This window comes from Moorena sp., assembly GCF_982860115.1.
On the sequence record NZ_CEYLVT010000169.1, the window covers coordinates 1 to 16,229 of the forward strand.

At 44.4% G+C, this 16,229-nt stretch carries 13 protein-coding genes; 6 read left to right on the top strand and 7 right to left on the bottom strand.

Annotation, left to right across the window (positions count from 1 at the left end):
* Window positions 1–2,174, bottom strand: a 2,174-nt coding sequence (locus AC4II3_RS23480) for a tetratricopeptide repeat protein (protein ID WP_488014855.1), incomplete at its 3' end; no start/stop codon positions are given.
* A 741-nt stretch (window positions 2,175–2,915) separates the two neighbouring features.
* Between AC4II3_RS23480 and AC4II3_RS23485 the strand changes: the two genes are divergently transcribed.
* Window positions 2,916–3,086, top strand: a complete 171-nt coding sequence (locus tag AC4II3_RS23485; RefSeq protein WP_168166525.1) for a hypothetical protein — start codon at window positions 2,916–2,918, stop codon at window positions 3,084–3,086.
* A gap of 17 nt (window positions 3,087–3,103) precedes the next feature.
* On the opposite strand, the gene AC4II3_RS23490 is transcribed toward AC4II3_RS23485, so the two are convergent.
* From AC4II3_RS23490 to AC4II3_RS23500, 3 genes are all read right to left on the bottom strand, one after another.
* Window positions 3,104–5,101 (bottom strand): NACHT domain-containing protein, encoded by a 1,998-nt coding sequence (locus AC4II3_RS23490; RefSeq protein WP_488014857.1) that lies wholly within the window; start codon window positions 5,099–5,101, stop codon window positions 3,104–3,106.
* 22 nt (window positions 5,102–5,123) lie between these two features.
* On the bottom strand, window positions 5,124–5,519 hold the full coding sequence (locus tag AC4II3_RS23495; RefSeq protein WP_488014859.1) for a hypothetical protein: 396 nt from the start codon (window positions 5,517–5,519) through the stop codon (window positions 5,124–5,126).
* A gap of 145 nt (window positions 5,520–5,664) precedes the next feature.
* Window positions 5,665–5,862 (bottom strand): hypothetical protein, encoded by a 198-nt coding sequence (locus tag AC4II3_RS23500; RefSeq protein ID WP_488014861.1) that lies wholly within the window; start codon window positions 5,860–5,862, stop codon window positions 5,665–5,667.
* Window positions 5,863–5,966: 104 nt separating this feature from the next.
* Between AC4II3_RS23500 and AC4II3_RS23505 the strand changes: the two genes are divergently transcribed.
* Window positions 5,967–6,974: a zinc-binding alcohol dehydrogenase family protein gene (locus AC4II3_RS23505; protein WP_488014863.1), complete on the top strand. Its 1,008-nt coding sequence runs from the start codon at window positions 5,967–5,969 to the stop codon at window positions 6,972–6,974.
* Between the two features lie 74 nt (window positions 6,975–7,048).
* Window positions 7,049–7,339, top strand: coding sequence for a putative quinol monooxygenase (locus AC4II3_RS23510; RefSeq protein ID WP_071106238.1), 291 nt, complete (start codon window positions 7,049–7,051; stop codon window positions 7,337–7,339).
* A gap of 70 nt (window positions 7,340–7,409) precedes the next feature.
* On the opposite strand, the gene AC4II3_RS23515 is transcribed toward AC4II3_RS23510, so the two are convergent.
* Window positions 7,410–7,808: a hypothetical protein gene (locus AC4II3_RS23515; protein ID WP_488014865.1), complete on the bottom strand. Its 399-nt coding sequence runs from the start codon at window positions 7,806–7,808 to the stop codon at window positions 7,410–7,412.
* Window positions 7,809–8,338: 530 nt separating this feature from the next.
* Between AC4II3_RS23515 and msrA the strand changes: the two genes are divergently transcribed.
* Complete coding sequence (gene msrA, locus AC4II3_RS23520) at window positions 8,339–8,803, top strand: peptide-methionine (S)-S-oxide reductase MsrA (RefSeq protein ID WP_488014867.1); 465 nt, start codon at window positions 8,339–8,341, stop codon at window positions 8,801–8,803.
* 233 nt (window positions 8,804–9,036) lie between these two features.
* On the opposite strand, the gene AC4II3_RS23525 is transcribed toward msrA, so the two are convergent.
* Complete coding sequence (locus AC4II3_RS23525) at window positions 9,037–9,501, bottom strand: VOC family protein (RefSeq protein WP_293067950.1); 465 nt, start codon at window positions 9,499–9,501, stop codon at window positions 9,037–9,039.
* A gap of 273 nt (window positions 9,502–9,774) precedes the next feature.
* Between AC4II3_RS23525 and AC4II3_RS23530 the strand changes: the two genes are divergently transcribed.
* Both AC4II3_RS23530 and AC4II3_RS23535 read left to right on the top strand, forming a co-directional pair.
* Window positions 9,775–11,937 carry a Tex family protein gene (locus AC4II3_RS23530; RefSeq protein ID WP_488015800.1) on the top strand — a complete coding sequence of 721 codons (2,163 nt, stop codon included), beginning with the start codon at window positions 9,775–9,777 and terminating at the stop codon, window positions 11,935–11,937.
* A gap of 218 nt (window positions 11,938–12,155) precedes the next feature.
* Complete coding sequence (locus AC4II3_RS23535; protein ID WP_488015798.1) at window positions 12,156–12,713, top strand: pentapeptide repeat-containing protein; 558 nt, start codon at window positions 12,156–12,158, stop codon at window positions 12,711–12,713.
* A gap of 412 nt (window positions 12,714–13,125) precedes the next feature.
* On the opposite strand, the gene leuS is transcribed toward AC4II3_RS23535, so the two are convergent.
* Complete coding sequence (gene leuS, locus AC4II3_RS23540) at window positions 13,126–15,723, bottom strand: leucine--tRNA ligase (RefSeq protein WP_488015796.1); 2,598 nt, start codon at window positions 15,721–15,723, stop codon at window positions 13,126–13,128.
* Window positions 15,724–16,229 lie beyond the last annotated feature (506 nt).

Genomic DNA, 16,229 nt, shown 5'->3' on the forward strand with positions numbered 1-16,229 from the left:
CGATTCCCGATTCCCGATTCCCGATTCCCGATTCCCGATTCCCGATTCCCGATTTCCTGTTCCCTCTTCTGTGCTTCCAATTCGCTATTTGCCCGCTCCCGTGCTTTGATAGCCTCTCGGTAGTTTGGCTGGTAGCGCACGGCTTTGTCATAAGCTGCGATCGCTTTTTTATACTTGTTGCGTTTAACTAATGCATTGCCTAGGCTATACCAGGCTTGGCTGTAGTCAGGTTTATAGTTAACTGCTTGTTGGTAAGATGCGATCGCATCCTTATAGCGTTCCAATTTATAGAAGGTATTGCCTCGACTGTACCAAGCTTGGTAAGGCTTGGATTGTAGTTTAATGGCTTTGTAGTAAGCTTCCAGGGCATCTTCATATCGCTGGACTTGATGGAGTGTCCAACCGCGACTGTACCAGGCTTGATAGGAATTAGGCTGGAGTTTAACGGCTTGCTCAAAGGGGGCTAAGGCTTCTTGGTATTTCCCTAATTTATTTAAGGTATTGCCCCAGCTATACCAAGCTTGGTAGAAGTTGGGCTGGAATTGAACCGCTTGCTGATAAGACTTGGCTGCATCTTTATACTTTCGCAAATTGCTCAAGTCATTACCCCGCTGATACCAGGCTTCAGCGGAATTCGGTTTGTAGTCTAAGGCTCGGTCGTAGGATTGTACTGCTGCTTTATATCGGCGCAAATTATGTAATGCCCAGCCCCGTCGATACCAAGCTTGGTAAGAATCGGGTTTGAGTTTCAGGGCTTTGTCAAAGGATGCGATCGCATCATAATAATTCTTCGACTTAACCTGAACATTACCAAGACTGATCCAAGCGTCCAAGTCATTGGGCTTGAGTTCCAGGGCGCTATTAAACGCTTTAATTGCTCCGTCATAACGCTCCAACTGGTCCAAGGTTTTACCTCTACCCTTCCAAGCTGCACTATAATCCGGCTCAATTTGAATGGCTTGGTCGTAAGCATTTAGAGCTTCTTCATAGTACTTCAGGGCAAACAAGGTTTTACCCTGACCTTGCCAAGCTGGAGCATATTCCCCTCGGATTTCTACAGCTCGATTATAAGCGTCCAGAGCCTTTTCATAGCGCTTCAATTCTAAAAAGGTTTCGCCCTGTTTATACCAATGCGTAGCAGTTTCTTCATTGATTGCATTCACCATAAAAACCGTTGCTGCAAACCCCAATCCAATCACCCCGGTGTACAGTAACACTTGGTAGGGTTTTAGTCTGAATCGTCGGGGTTTCGGCAGCAGCGGTTGTATAGATGACGCAATTCCCAACATTAAAGTAGCGCCAGTTTTAGTAGTGTTAGGATTGCTGTTATTATTGCTATTTTTATTAGTAATTACAGTAGTTAGTGCTTGTAAGGCTAAGGTTGCTGATTGGTAACGCTCTCGGAAATCATAGCGCACCATTTTATCTAAAGTATCCGCTAATTCAGCACTTACTGATATCTGGTTATGCCAGCTAATTTCCCCTGTATCTGGGTGAAGGGGCAATTGGTGAGGACGTAAACCGGTTAAACCAACAATCCCGATCATCCCGACAGCATAGATATCACTGCTTAATTTCGGGTAACCATTGGCTTGTTCACTGGGTCGATAGCCAGGAGTACCAATAGCAACGGTAAAGCCAGTGTTGCCCCCTTCCAGGATTTGGGTACTCACTTGTTTAACCGCACCGAAGTCAATCAGTACTAATTTGCCATCTGATTTACGCCGAAGGATGTTTTGAGGATTGATATCTCGGTGAATAATACGCCGTTGATGAACAAATTCTAAAACTTCCAGAATTTCCTGCAACAGGGAAATAATCTGATCTTCATTCAGCTGTTGTCCCGGTACAAGTTCCTGGCTGAGGTCTTCCCCTTCTATCAATTCCTGGACCAGATAGAAGTCTTTATTTTCTTCAAAATACGCAAAAAGCTGGGGAATTTGCTCATGACTTCCCAACTGGTGTAGGATTTGGGCTTCCGTGTCAAACAGTCGCCTAGCCGTCTGCAATGTCAAGGGATCCGTGGCTACTGGCTTGAGCTGCTTAACCACACACTGATTCTCACCAGGCAAGTGTTGGTCTTCAGCTACGAAAGTCTGACCAAATCCACCTTGTCCCAGTTGACGAATAATTTTATAGCGTCCACCGATCGTTTGTCCAAGACCCAAGTTCATGCAACTTCTACTGCTCCGGGAAAGCCTCACCACCTGTTAAAGGAGGTAGATCACTAGGTATAGCGCTATGCGCAAGGCAAGAGGCAAAAGGCAAAAGGCAACAGTTAATTACAAGAGCTTTTCACTTTGTATAAATGTCTTAACCTTAATGCGTACTGCTATATAGTGCTACCAATCATAGTATACAAAACCCTTCAATAGTGATCGGAACATTATCCCTGGGAGCAGAAAGTAGGGTGGGCAGTGCCGCCGTTAGATTGATTTGCTTGGGTACACTTGTTGTAAGCACTGCCCACCAAAGGATTAATCACAGAAAGTAGTAGGTAGTGCGTAGGGTGTGTTAGGGGCGGGCTTGCCCTGATGTTCAACCCCTAGAGCCAGTTTTGGGATAGCCCGCACCGTAACGCACCACCAAGTAGAATGAGCAAATGTAGAATATTAAAATTGCCGAATCTCGTAGAGCGGAATTTTTGGCGTTGCTGATTCTGGGTATGGTTTCGCCCCCCTAGCCCCCCAATTCTGGGGGGAACAAAACTCTTAAAGTTCCTTCCGGTGCGCTTTCCAATGGGCGAGTAAATCGCCCTTGGGTCGCACCGCAAAGTTGGGGGATTTAGGGGGCTTTAATAAAACCAGATAATCGCGCATTCATTCCTTAATTCAGCAACGCCGGACTTTGAACTTGAGAAGCGTACCTCATAAATCCTATAAACGCTATAATTTCCAAAACAAGAGGAATAAAAAATGAGTGCAAAGACAATTAAGTGGGATGATGTTCGCTCCCAAGTTCTAGCAAATCCAGAGGTAAAAGCCGAGTATGAAGCTCTAGAATTTGAGTTTAATATTGCTAGCCAGGTTATTGCCCAGTCAGAAGTCAGAAGTCAGAAGTCAGAAGTCAGAATTTCCAATTCTTAATTCTTAATTCTCAATTCTTAATTCTCAGCCTTCATCTCAGCAAAGTGTTCCATCAACATCCGATGAATAAAGATATAGCCGCCCCCTACTTTTTGTAGGAAGATGCGATCAGCGGCATAGTCCAGGAAGCGGGCATAGTTCCAAGGGATGTATTTGTTACTGTAGAGGACAAGGCGGAGGCTGAAGTGTTTGATGCAGGCTTCACCACCATTGTTTAGCCCGACTATCAGCGCTGCCATCAGCCCTGCCATCCCGACCATCAGCCCTGCCATCAGCCCTGACATCGGCCTGAGCATCAGCCCGACTATCAGCCCTAACATCAGCACGACCAGCCCGACCATCAGCCCTCCCATCAGCCATACAGTTATAGCATTACGAGCTGATTTCCAAATTCCTTGATTTGGACTTGTTTTTGTTTCAATTTCTGAACTCTTCAGCCCGACTATCAGCCCAAACATCAGCCCTTCTATCAGCCCTAACATCAGCACTCCTATCAGCCCTAACATCAACCCAAACCTCAGCCCAAACATCAGCCCGACTATCAGCCCTCCCATCAACCCAAACCTCAGCCCTGGCATCAGCCCAAACCTCAGCAGGTGAATCAAGATTTTTTTCCAATTAACTTGAAGTATTTCAACTGTTTTGATTTGTTCCACCAACCCTCCCATCAGCCCAAACATCAGCACTCCTATCAGCCCAAACATCAGCGCTGGCATCAGCCCTGGCATCAGCACTCCTATCAGCCCAAACATCAGCCCAAACATCAGCACTTCTATCAGCCCAAACATCAGCCCTCCTATCAGCCCAAAAATCAGCCTATAAATTCGTTTTTGCTTTCTATTTCTTAGCCAATATGGCTGCATTTTTTCAATTAAAAATACTGTTTGCGACTCCTCAACCATCCTCTTTGCCAGCCAAATTAGCCAGTGCTTTACTTGCGCATTCTTATATCGCTGATTAGTCTTCCGACGCTTAAACATCCTCTCAATATATGCATCAAAGAGCTGCTTGCGCCGTTCCTCCACTACGTCAGTTTTTGGTAAATCCTCAACTGCTACTCCTTGATAAGCTAGAGTCATAATATTGAGCATCAAGGGCGACTGGGCTAACTCTTGTAATACTGTATCCTCTGCCATTAATGTCCTCAATCCTGTTAACTCAGCCCCGACACTATCCAAGTAATGATAGATTTGTTCTAAACTAAGCAATCTTATATAAACTGCTTTCTGAAAATTCAGACGGTTAGAAAGAGCTTCATAGTCTTTAATCCGACTACAAACTACCAGCTCGACACCATAATTCTGCTTAAATTCGTTTAACTGGGTGATACAATCGTCTCGATAGTCTGACTTTACTTCATCCAAACCGTCAAGCAATGGTAGTAGTTGCTGTTGCGTTACTAAAGCTTGTCCAATTTTCTTGGCAACATCATACTTACTATTTAGTTCATCTACTAACCAATCGGCTATCGTCTGCCGTTTATTTGCCCAAGAGGAGAGGTTAAATACTACAGGAATTACCTGATTAGTATCTTGTTCAACACGATCAATTAAATCCCGGGCAAGTTCCAGTAAGGTTGTGGTTTTACCTGACCCTGGGTCTCCTAAAATTAGTAGGGTTCTTCCTGCTTTACCAATTTGGTCAAAAACATCAATTACTTTAGTTCCTTCGGGGAGGGGTTGAGGTGAGTTGTCACCGATTTCGGTAATTTCGCTCAAAGGCTGAGGAATGGCATCGGGTCTCTCTTCTAATCCCAATTCAATCATTACCTGGTGATAGAGGGATTTTTCTAGAACGCCTTTGATCCAATAGTTTTTGACTTTAGCGAGTAATGCCTTACGGTTGCGGTATTCTTGACGAGTTAATTGGGTTCCTGGCGGATTGACAACAACATTATAATTATTGATATTACCGCCAATTTGATCAGCATTGACTGTATCAGCACGAACAAAACCACCCTCACACTGGGAATTCCTTAGGTCATTGTTAGAGACTTTTTTTTGCTCTTCAGACATGGGTATCTACCAATACTGCCGGTTACTCAGCTTCCGCCTCAATCCAACCTTTAACCATTTCAATGGGAATACCAATCGGGGCAAACAACACCTTCAGGGCTTCGATTCCGCCTTCTTTTAAGGCATTACGTAGCCTGGCCTTGAATGTTGGGTTTTGCTTAATTTCTTGTTGCAGAGTTACAGCTAAAGCACTCTGTTTTTCGATTGCCGTTGCATTGGGATAACTCTGGTCTAGTTGCTGCAAAAGCTTTTGAATTTCTGCTGCTGCATTGGCTAGGTTTTGTTTTTGCTCTGGAGCATAATTATTGATCTCGACACCTATCTGATTTGCATCAACATTATTAGCATTTACTAATCCACCATAAATTTTGATTTGTTTAAGGTCATTTGGAGTAGATTTATTAGACTCTTCTGACATGATATCTCCTGGATTATGAATGGTTTCAGTATAAAAGCTAGGAGGATGTAATGACTATATTGTTGTGATTAAAGAAAATTAATATGCAAATTACTGGTAAAATTTATGTCGTGAAAGGATGTACTTTACTACCTTTTTATATTGCTTACTGGACGTACCAATCTTGTTGATAGTTCCAGCTGTTATAGCATCTCCCATGATCAATATCTGCTAGAAGAAGAGAATGCGTTCGCGTAGCGTGGCCCAAAGGCCAATCGCAAAACTCCAGCAACTGTAATCCCTGCTTCACTTCAGGTGCTGGAGGAGCAAATCCTGAATCACCTAACAAAAATGTACATATCATGGTTTTCCCATAAGTTGATTTAGGGTGGGCAGTGCAGCAGTATTACACTAAAAACTGCAATACAATCGAATCGGCGGCATTGATCATAAAAGGAAAACCAAGATATGAAAGCCATAGGATATAATCAGCCTGGACCAATCACTGCACCAGATGCGCTGATCGAATTTGAAACCGAAACACCGGAATTAGGGGCACATGACCTGTTGGTGGAGGTTCGGGGAATTTCGGTCAATCCTGTGGACGTGAAAGTGCGCGCCAAGATGGCACCGGAAAAGGGTACCAAGATCATTGGCTATGATGCGGCAGGTGTTGTTCGAGAAGTTGGCAGCGATGTCAGTAAATTTAAAGTAGGTGATGAAGTCTATTATGCCGGTGATATCACTCGACCGGGCACCAACTCCGAGCTCCATGCCGTTGATGAGCGGATTGTCGGGAAAAAGCCCAAATCCCTCGGTTTTGCGGAAGCAGCTGGTTTTCCACTGACCTCCATTACGGCCTGGGAAATCCTGTTCGACTGCCTCGGGGTCAAAGAAGGAGAAGGCAAGGGCGAGAGTATACTGATTATCGGTGGCGCGGGAGGTGTTGGGTCAATCCTGATTCAACTTGCCAAGAAACTCACTGGGTTGACTGCGATCGCAACGGCATCCCGTCCGGAAACCATCGAGTGGGTTAAAAAGATGGGTGCCGACCATGTAATCAATCACCGCCAGTCCCTTGTTGATCAAATCAAGGAATTGGGACTCGAGCCCCGCTACGTTGCTTCCCTTTCAGGATCAGGCGGACATTTTCCTGGCATCATTGAGCTGATCAAGCCTCGCGGTCATATCGCACTAATTGATGACCCTCAATCCCTAGACATGAAATTGATCAAACCCAAAGCCCTAAGCTTCAGCTGGGAATTCATGTTTACTCGCTCGATGTTTCAAACCGAGGACATCGAAAAACAGCATGAATTGCTGAATCGGGTGTCGGAGCTGATTGACGATGGCACCCTAATTTCCACTGTTACCAACAATCTCGGGAAAATCAGTGTGGAAACCCTCAAGACCGCTCATTCGCAGCAAGAGAGCGGTCGTGCCATTGGCAAAAATGTACTCGACGGTTTTAATTAAGACAGCATAGCCAACGGTGGCAAGTTATCGCCATCAGATTTTCAATTTTTCACTAAAACGAAGGAAACAAAAACATGGCTAAATTGACTCTTGTTGCTCATATCACAGCTAAAGATGACAAAATTGATCTGGTAAAGACTGAGCTTAAAAAGTTGATCGACATCACTCGTGCTGAAGAGGGCTGCTTGCAATACGATTTGCATCAGAACAATGAAAATCCAGCTCACTTTATGTTTTTTGAAAATTGGGAATCCCGTGAGCTGTGGCAGAAGCATATGGGTGCCCAGCACCTGAAGGATTACATGGCTGCAACTGATGGCGCGGTTGAGGAATTCAGTTTCAATGAAATGACGCAAATAGGCTAGGGAATTAAGAATTAAGAATGTAGAATTAATTCTTAATTCTTAATTCTAAACTCTAACAGACAACACCCCTTTACCGAACAACTTTGGAGCAAAGTTGATTTAATAACTCCTTGGGAATTGCCTCGAAATTCTCCAGAAGGAAATCCATTAAGGCTAGATGGTATAAGGAATCGGCACTAGGAGTTTTATAGCGAGCACCTTGGGCAAGCCAGCTATTTACCGCATAAGTTGAGCGGCAGCAGATTTGACCGATGTGGTCTTGATTGACTTGCCATTTGCGGTAAAACGCCTGGGGAGTCATTGACAGTCGGCAGTTGCTGTATAGGTAGATCAAAATTTCCTCTCGCTCCGTGATCGCACGAGGCATTGAATCTGGGCGTGTGGATTGCCTTTCAGCAATTTGGGCAAGCCGGTCTAGGGCTCGCTGACAGTGAACCAAATGATCTACTGACCGTTTGTTTGGCATCATAGGAATTACCTCACACATAGTTTGTGACTGGGGGTAAAGCCGCGCTTTGTGTGTCAACTTGGAAGCGCGGCTTTTTGTCCAGAAATCTTATCGAAATATCCGACATTTTTATTATTACTAATATCTCGAAAAAAATCAAGAAAATTTTTAAATATTCAACATTTTGTTACAAATAAAAAATTGACGATAGGGGGTATATTTGAGATGTAAAAATGTAAGTTATCAGCTATCAGCTTAAGCGCTATGCGCACGCTACGCGAACAGCTATTAACTATCAGCTAGCAGTTTGTAGCCTAATATAGCGTTTTCGCAGTTATCAGGTACGCTTATAAACTTCAAAGTCCCCCTTATTAAGGGGGATTTAGGGGGATCAATTTGTACCTGATGCGATATCGAATTGTATAATATACACATTATTTTTTCCCGATTCCCGATTCCCGATTCCCGATTCCCTACTCCCTCAAAAATTGACAACTACTATATAATTAATAAAACCTGACCAACGATTGATCAATAACTACGTAACAACGATGGAAAAAGCGACATTTGGTGGTGGTTGTTTCTGGGGAGTAGAGGCAGCATTTCGGAAAGTGAAGGGAGTAGTCTCAACTTCTGTTGGTTATATGGGCGGACATTTTCCTAACCCATGCTATCTGGATGTATTATCAAGAATAACGGGTCACGCGGAAGTGGCACAGGTGGAGTATGACCCGGAAAAAGTTAGCTATGAACAATTACTTGACCTGTTTTGGTCTATTCATGACCCTACGACATTGAACCGCCAAGGTCCTGATCGAGGAGAACAGTATCGATCGGTGATATTTTTCCACAATCAGGAACAAGAAGTGCTGGCAAGACTGTCAAAACAAAAACTGCAAGTTTCTGGTAAGTTTGATAAGGATATTGTTACCGAAATTAAGCCAGCTTCCGACTATTATTTAGCTGATGACTATCATCAACAGTATTTTGAAAAAAAGCAGAAGTCTTTAACTTAGATATTGCAGGAAATAATAGGGAACAGGGAACAGGGAACAGGGAATAGGGAACAGGGAGCAGGGAGCAGGGAGCAGGGAGCAGGGAGCAGGGAGCAGGGAACAGGAGTTACTTATTGTTATGAAAAACCCTGTAATTTTTATTTCCAATTCCCAATTCCCGATTCCCGATTCCCGATTCCCGATTCCCGATTCCCGATTCCCGATTCCCGATTCTTCACAACTGTAACGAAGTCTCATTCAATCGCATCGCAGCGAATTTCAACTATAAATCCATCGGGGTCATAAAAATAGATACCTCTGCCGGTAGGACGAGTTACTGGACCATGATCGATGGGAATTTGATTTTGTTTTAGAACTTCTACGGCTTGGTCAAATAACTGAGGATCGATATCAAAGGCGAGATGATTGACCCGAGTAAAGCCACGATGGGGGTCTGGATCGGGTGGTGATAGCTCTGGCTCGGAAAACAAATCCACAACAATGCCATCTGGGGTAACGAAGTTAGTGACTTTTCCGGCTGCGACTAGCGATCGCAATGTACTGGGCACTTCTTCTCCAGTTAGTTCATGTAAACCGAGTACTGTACCATAAAAGTGGCGCGATGCTTGGATATCCTTCACATTCAGAGCAATATGATGGACTCGACGGAGACTACCTGGACTTAGGGTAGGTTTGATCAATTCAGGGCTAGAAACCATTTTTATTAATAATTGTTAGTTGCAAATGGAAGTGTTAATTGTTAATTATTAATGGTAATAAGCGCGTTTGGATATAGGTTGTAAATACCCGTATTGCCGAAAAAGGCAAGAGGCAAGAGGCAAAAGGCAAGAGGTGCAAGAGATACGGAGTTTTATTGTAAACTAAAAAAAGACCTTGTAGGTTTACATCTCAAATAAAAACGCTATAGCGTTTTCAATTTGCTACTTTAAATATATTTCAAATTTATTTGAATTTCTGCTTTTCCTGGTAACATGAGCACTTTTTCTCAAATCTTAGCCCAAGAACTGTCGTTAAGTGCGACTCAGATCGAGAATGCCCTGTCTTTATTTGCTGAAGGGGCAACTATTCCGTTTATAGCTCGCTACCGTAAAGAGGTGACTGGTTCTCTCGATGAAGTTCAGCTACGCACTATAGCTGAGCGCCATACTTATCTAACCGAACTGGAGCAACGGAAGTCAGTAATCCTGAATGCGATCGCATCTGCAGGTAAGCTCACCGATGAACTAAAGGCTAAGATCGAAGCTTGCCAGCAAAAGACTGAATTAGAAGACCTTTACCTGCCCTATAAACCCAAACGACGCACTCGGGCAACCATGGCGAGGGAGAAAGGACTTGAACCCTTAGCGGACTGGATTGAGTCGATGAACACTCCGGAGGTTAAATCAGTATCCTTATCTGAAGAAGCGACTAAATACATTTCCCCAGACCATAAGCTCAATACGGTAGAGGACGTTCTTCAAGGTGCCTCTGATATATTAGCGGAAGCTGTAGCGGAAAAAGCCGACTTACGAGCGTACTTGCGGGATTATTTCCTGAAATCGGGAGTATTCGTGTCTCGGATTAAAAAGGATTATCCCGAAGGTACCACTAAGTTTGAAATGTACCGGGAGTTCCAAATCCCCGTTAAATCTGTAGCGCCACACAATATGTTAGCCCTGCTCAGGGGTGAAGCGGAAGGAATCCTAAAGCTGGAACTCTCTTTTGATGAAGACTATGTTATGTCTTACCTAGAGTCTGAGGAAATCTACACGAAGGCTACCCTACTGCGAGAGTTTTACCAGACCATGCTCAAAGATGGGTTTAATCGGCTGATGAAAACCTCCCTAACTACGGAAGTACGTACCAATCGCAAAACCTATGCTGATGCAGAGTCCATTAAAACCTTTGAAGCCAATCTCCGAGAACTGTTGTTATCTCCTCCAGCAGGAATGAAGCCAACCTTAGCCATAGATCCAGGCTTCCGCACCGGTTGTAAAGTGGCTATCCTGGATGAGACAGCTAAATACATCACATACCAACCAGTCTTTCCCCATCAAGGCAGCCAAAAGCGGGAACAAGCTGCTAAAACCATTAAGCATTTAATTGAAACCTACCAGATCGAGCTAATTGCCATTGGTAACGGTACAGCCTCTCGTGAAACAGACGAGTTTATCTCGGAAGTACTCAAAACCATGGAGCGCAAACCAATTAAAGTAATGGTGAATGAATCTGGGGCATCGATTTATTCCGCCAGTGAGCTAGCACGAGAGGAGTTTCCGGATTTAGATGTCACAGTCAGGGGAGCGATTAGTATTGGCAGACGCTTACAAGACCCGTTAGCTGAGTTGGTCAAGATTGACCCTAAATCTATTGGTGTAGGACAGTACCAACACGATGTTGATCAGAAATTGCTCAAGAAGAAACTTGATGACACCGTGGAAAGTTGTGTAAACTATGTAGGAGTAGATTTAAACACTGCCTCTGCTCAACTGCTAACCTTTGTATCTGGGATTACCCCGACCATTGCTAATAACATTGTGAGCTATCGCAATGAGCAAGGTGCATTCAAGAACCGTCGGGAAATTCTTAAGGTACCAAAGCTAGGGCCAAAAGCCTTCGAGCAGTCAGCAGGATTCCTAAGGATTCGCAACGGGGATAATCCATTGGATAACACAGCTGTGCATCCAGAAAGTTATCCCGTAGTGAAAGCGATCGCATTGGATTTGCAGTTACCTCTAGCCAAGATTAACCAAGGAGCAGAACGGTTCAAATCAGTAGATTTGAACCGTTACGTCACCGATACCATAGGCTTACCAACCCTAGAGGATATTATCCAGGAATTGGAAAAGCCAGGACGAGACCCCAGGGCAGAGTTTAAGTACGCCACCTTCAAAGAAGGCGTAAATGAGCTCAAAGACCTAAGTCCTGGAATGGAATTAGAAGGAATTGTCACCAATGTGGTAAACTTCGGAGCCTTTGTAGATATCGGCGTTCATCAAGATGGGTTAGTTCACATCTCCCAACTAGCTGACCGGTTTGTAGAGGATCCCAAACAGATAGTCAAAGTGGGACAGGTGGTGAAGGTGCGGGTGATGGAAGTGAATGAAAAACTGAAGCGCGTTAGTTTATCCATGCGATCGCACAGTAGTAATTAGCTCAGCTATCAGCTATCAGCTATCAGCTATCAGCTTATGGGCTACTTGAAGTGCTTTTGAATCAAGCAAGTAAGCATTGGTTTAATCTCTGTTTGATCAGCTGACGGCTGACCGCTGACCGCTAAATGCTTAATTAATTAGTAATCAGGGTAGAAATATTGGGTATTTCTTGAACTTCGCTGCCATAATACAGGCAAAACAAGATAAGGCCAGAAATTATGAAATTCAGAATCTTAGGAATTAGTGTACTGCTAGCCTCCTTAGGGTTAATCGCTCCTATAAAAGCTGAAGTGCGCGAGCATTATCTACAACTCCTGCAAACTAAGGAATGTCGAAGCTGTGACCTGGTAAATTCTGACCTAGCCAGAGCTGATTTGAGGGAAGCAGACCTGAGATATGCTAACCTCCAGGGAGCCAATCTCAGTGGCGCTAACCTTTCTGATGCCATGCTCGAAAGTGCAGCAATGAGAGTTATTGATGGCACAGGGGCAACCTTCCGCAATGCCAACTTAGATTCAGCCTACGCTACAGGGGCCAACATGAGTCGCGCCGACTTCAGTGGTGCTAGCGTAGTGTGGGCAAACTTCATCAGTGCTGATCTAAGTGGTAGTTCCTTTAGGGGTGCTGATCTCAGTAACACCACCTTTCTGAATGCCAACCTGAATGGTGCTGATTTGAGTGGCGCTAACCTCAGTAACGCTAATTTCATTAACGCTGATTTAACTAACGCTAACCTTGATAATGCTAACCTTACTGGTGCGCAACTTCCTAGGTAAATTAGGGACTCCTAAAGTGAATTAGTATTCAGCATTCAGCTTAAGCGCTACGCGCACGCTACGCGAACAGCTATCAGCTAATAGCTGATAGCTGACAAGGAAAGTACCTCACCCATTGATAATTGCTACGGATTCTTATTGATACAGCCTGGTTTCTTAACATACTGACAAACGCGCTGGTTAAGAATAGCTCTCGTGCCCACTGGTCCAACTTTAAAGATGACCTTATCCTCGACTTGGCCTCCTGGTATAATCCTGACACCACAGATAGGACAGACTTGTGCGTTTTGTTCAGACATAGCTGTTGGTAAATGAACCTGATCTATTGTTTCTTACCTAATATATAGCTCTAGGCACAGGGAATAGGAAATAGCTCCATTACCTATCCCCTGCGTCCAGCACTTTTTCCCAATCAAACCACTACAAAGTTTACCAATTTACCGGGTACGACAATTACCTTCTTAATCTCCTTACCCTCTAGATATCGCTGTGCTACCTCAGATTCCCGAGCATAGGTTTCTAACGCTGCCTTATCGGAGTTAGCGGGAACTTGAATAGTGCCGCGAGTTTTGCCTTTGATTTGAATAACCAAGGTAATTTCATCGGCTACCAAAGCATCAGGATCGTACTCAAGCCACGGTTGATTGTGTATGGATGAACTATGACCCAGACTATGCCAAAGTTCTTCAGCAATATGGGGAGCAAAGGGAGCGAGTAATGTAATCAAGGTTTCAATCCCTTCTTTATAGACCGGGGAGTCTTTACACTTAGCATCAGTAATCCCATTACTTAGCTTCATCAATTCCGAAACCGCCGTATTAAATTGATACTCCCCTTCTAAATCCTCAGTTACCTCTTTAATCGCGATATGAATTGCTCGTCGTAAGTCTTTTTCCGGTTTAGTTAAATCACCATTAGACGGGCTAGATTTAGTGCTACCATTAGCGGCGAAATCCGATACTAAACGCCAGACACGATTCAGGAAACGGAATTGCCCTTCTACATCAGCATCATCCCATTCCAAATCTTTTTCTGGTGGTGCTTTAAACAAGATAAACATCCTAGCGGTATCGGTACCGTATTTAGCTACTACATCTTCTGGTGCGACACCGTTGTATTTAGACTTAGACATTTTTTCATAGAATACCGCCAACGGTTCCCCAGTCTCTGGATCTTTAGGGTCATTGGGATCGATATCTACAACAGCGAAGTATTTACCGGTTTTGGTATTTTTGTAAGCCGTATTCTGCACCATCCCCTGAGTTAGAAGACGTTGGAACGGCTCATCAATGTTTAGTAAACCGCGATCGCGCAATACCTTAGTAAAGAATCGCGAGTAGAGCAAGTGCAAAATAGCATGTTCGATGCCCCCTACATACTGATCCACTCCCATCCAATCATTGGTTTTGTTGGAATCAAACACAGCGGAGTCATTCTTGGCATCGGGATAACGTAAGAAATACCAGGAGGAATCGATAAAGGTATCCATGGTATCGGTTTCCCGTTTAGCTGGTGTACCGCAATTGGGACAAGGTACATTCACCCAACTGTCTAATTGAGCCAAGGGAGAAAGACCACGTCCGCTAAAGTCCACATCTTCTGGTAACTCTACTGGCAGGTCTTGGTCTGGCACTGCCACTGCGCCGCAGTTAGGACAATGAATCACAGGGATCGGGGCACCCCAGTAACGCTGGCGAGAGATTAACCAATCTCGGAGGCGATACTGCACTCGGGCTTTCCCCCAGCCCTGTTGTTCAGCATAGTCAATAATTCCGGTCTTGGCCTTGACGGAATCCATGCCATTGAATTGGTCAGAATTCACGACAATGCCCGGTTCGGTGTAAGCCGCTTCTAGAGGAGTGTCATTAACTGTTTCGACATCATCTGAAGTTGGGACAATCACCACTTTTATCGGTAATTGCTTTTCCTTGGCAAACTTAAAGTCTCTGGCATCATGAGCTGGTACTCCCATCACCGCACCAGTACCATACTCATACAGCACATAGTCAGCAATCAAGATTGGGATTTCGTCCCCAGTGAAGGGATTAATGGCTTTGCCACCAGTGGGAATCCCTCGCTTGGGCTTATCTTCTGCTGTCCGTTCTAGTTCACTTTGGTTACTGACTTCCTCAATGAAGGCTTCAACTGCAGCCTTTTGGTCAGGGGTAGTGACTTTTGCGGTCAAGGGATGTTCCGGTGCTAGCACCAAATAGGTAACCCCATAAACCGTATCGGGACGAGTGGTGAATACACCAATTTTGTTATCTAAGCCCTCATCTGAGCTGTCATCTAAGCCCACAATGGGAAATTCTAGATAAGCACCAACAGATTTACCAATCCAGTTGGCCTGCATCAGCTTCACCCGTTCTGGCCAACCGGTTAAGGTATCCAAGTCCTTGAGTAATTCTTCGGCATAGTCGGTAATTTTAAGAAACCACTGACGCAACAGTTTCCGTTCCACCTTGGCACCAGAACGCCAGGAACGTCCTTCACTATCCACTTGCTCATTAGCTAGCACGGTCTGATCCACGGGGTCCCAGTTCACTGCTGCTTCTTTCTGGTAGGCCAGTCCAGCGTTGAAGAACTGTAAGAAAATCCACTGAGTCCATTTGTAATAGTCTGGGGAGCAAGTGGTTACTTCACAATCCCAGTCATAGGAGAGTCCGAGGCGCTTTAATTGCGATCGCATTTGGGAAATATTTTGGTATGTCCACTTAGCCGGATGAATCCCGCGAGCGATCGCAGCATTTTCTGCGGGTAATCCAAAGGCATCCCAACCCATGGGGTGAAGTACGCGATAGCCTTGCATCCGGCTTTTCCTGGCAATCACATCAGTAATTGTATAGTTACGGACATGACCCATGTGCAGGTTACCCGATGGATAGGGAAACATGGACAGAGCATAGAATTTCGGCTTGTCAGTTTCTGTGGGGGTTTGGTACAAGCCTTGCTCTTCCCAAATTTGTTGCCATTTTTCCTCTATCTCGGTGGGTTTGTATTGTGACTGCACAAGTGATACTCCTTGGGTTTGATTACGCGCTTTAGCTTACGTCAGTTCTGACTGTAGTTCAATTTTGGCACATTCGTTAGCCAATGCCTGATCTAGTATACTTCTTGCCGATGTAGGAAACAGGAAACAGCAGTTCAAGGAACAGGGAAGTCAGAAGAGGGAATAGGGAACTTTGGAATTGGTAAAAAATATAGCTTATTTCAATTTCGTGAGGTACATATTATCTGGTTTTATGGAATAGGGAACAGGGAACAGGGAACAGGGAAATTATAAGAGGTAATAAGTAAATTTGAATTGTAAAAAATACTGTTGACATTCTAATGAACTCAATTTGATTCTATTACTGTGAGTACTGAGTAAAAACAGCAATTAGAAGTGATTTAATCCCGCCTGATCAATTCTTGATGCAGTCGCTCATGGGGGAAACCACGGCAGTCGCTCATGGGGGGAACCCCTGAGGGGGTGACAACAAGGCATTAAACTAGACAGGGTATGGGGTGTGGGGT

Excerpts from the sequence above, each read along its gene's own strand:
- AC4II3_RS23485 (WP_168166525.1), top strand. The coding sequence starts at position 2,916 with ATGAGTGCAAAGACAATTAAGTGGGATGATGTTCGCTCCCAAGTTCTA.
- AC4II3_RS23490 (WP_488014857.1), bottom strand. The coding sequence starts at position 5,101 with ATGTCTGAAGAGCAAAAAAAAGTCTCTAACAATGACCTAAGGAATTCC.
- AC4II3_RS23495 (WP_488014859.1), bottom strand. The coding sequence starts at position 5,519 with ATGTCAGAAGAGTCTAATAAATCTACTCCAAATGACCTTAAACAAATC.
- AC4II3_RS23500 (WP_488014861.1), bottom strand. The coding sequence starts at position 5,862 with ATGATATGTACATTTTTGTTAGGTGATTCAGGATTTGCTCCTCCAGCA.
- AC4II3_RS23505 (WP_488014863.1), top strand. The coding sequence starts at position 5,967 with ATGAAAGCCATAGGATATAATCAGCCTGGACCAATCACTGCACCAGAT.
- AC4II3_RS23510 (WP_071106238.1), top strand. The coding sequence starts at position 7,049 with ATGGCTAAATTGACTCTTGTTGCTCATATCACAGCTAAAGATGACAAA.
- AC4II3_RS23515 (WP_488014865.1), bottom strand. The coding sequence starts at position 7,808 with ATGATGCCAAACAAACGGTCAGTAGATCATTTGGTTCACTGTCAGCGA.
- msrA (WP_488014867.1), top strand. The coding sequence starts at position 8,339 with ATGGAAAAAGCGACATTTGGTGGTGGTTGTTTCTGGGGAGTAGAGGCA.
- AC4II3_RS23525 (WP_293067950.1), bottom strand. The coding sequence starts at position 9,501 with ATGGTTTCTAGCCCTGAATTGATCAAACCTACCCTAAGTCCAGGTAGT.
- AC4II3_RS23530 (WP_488015800.1), top strand. The coding sequence starts at position 9,775 with ATGAGCACTTTTTCTCAAATCTTAGCCCAAGAACTGTCGTTAAGTGCG.
- AC4II3_RS23535 (WP_488015798.1), top strand. The coding sequence starts at position 12,156 with ATGAAATTCAGAATCTTAGGAATTAGTGTACTGCTAGCCTCCTTAGGG.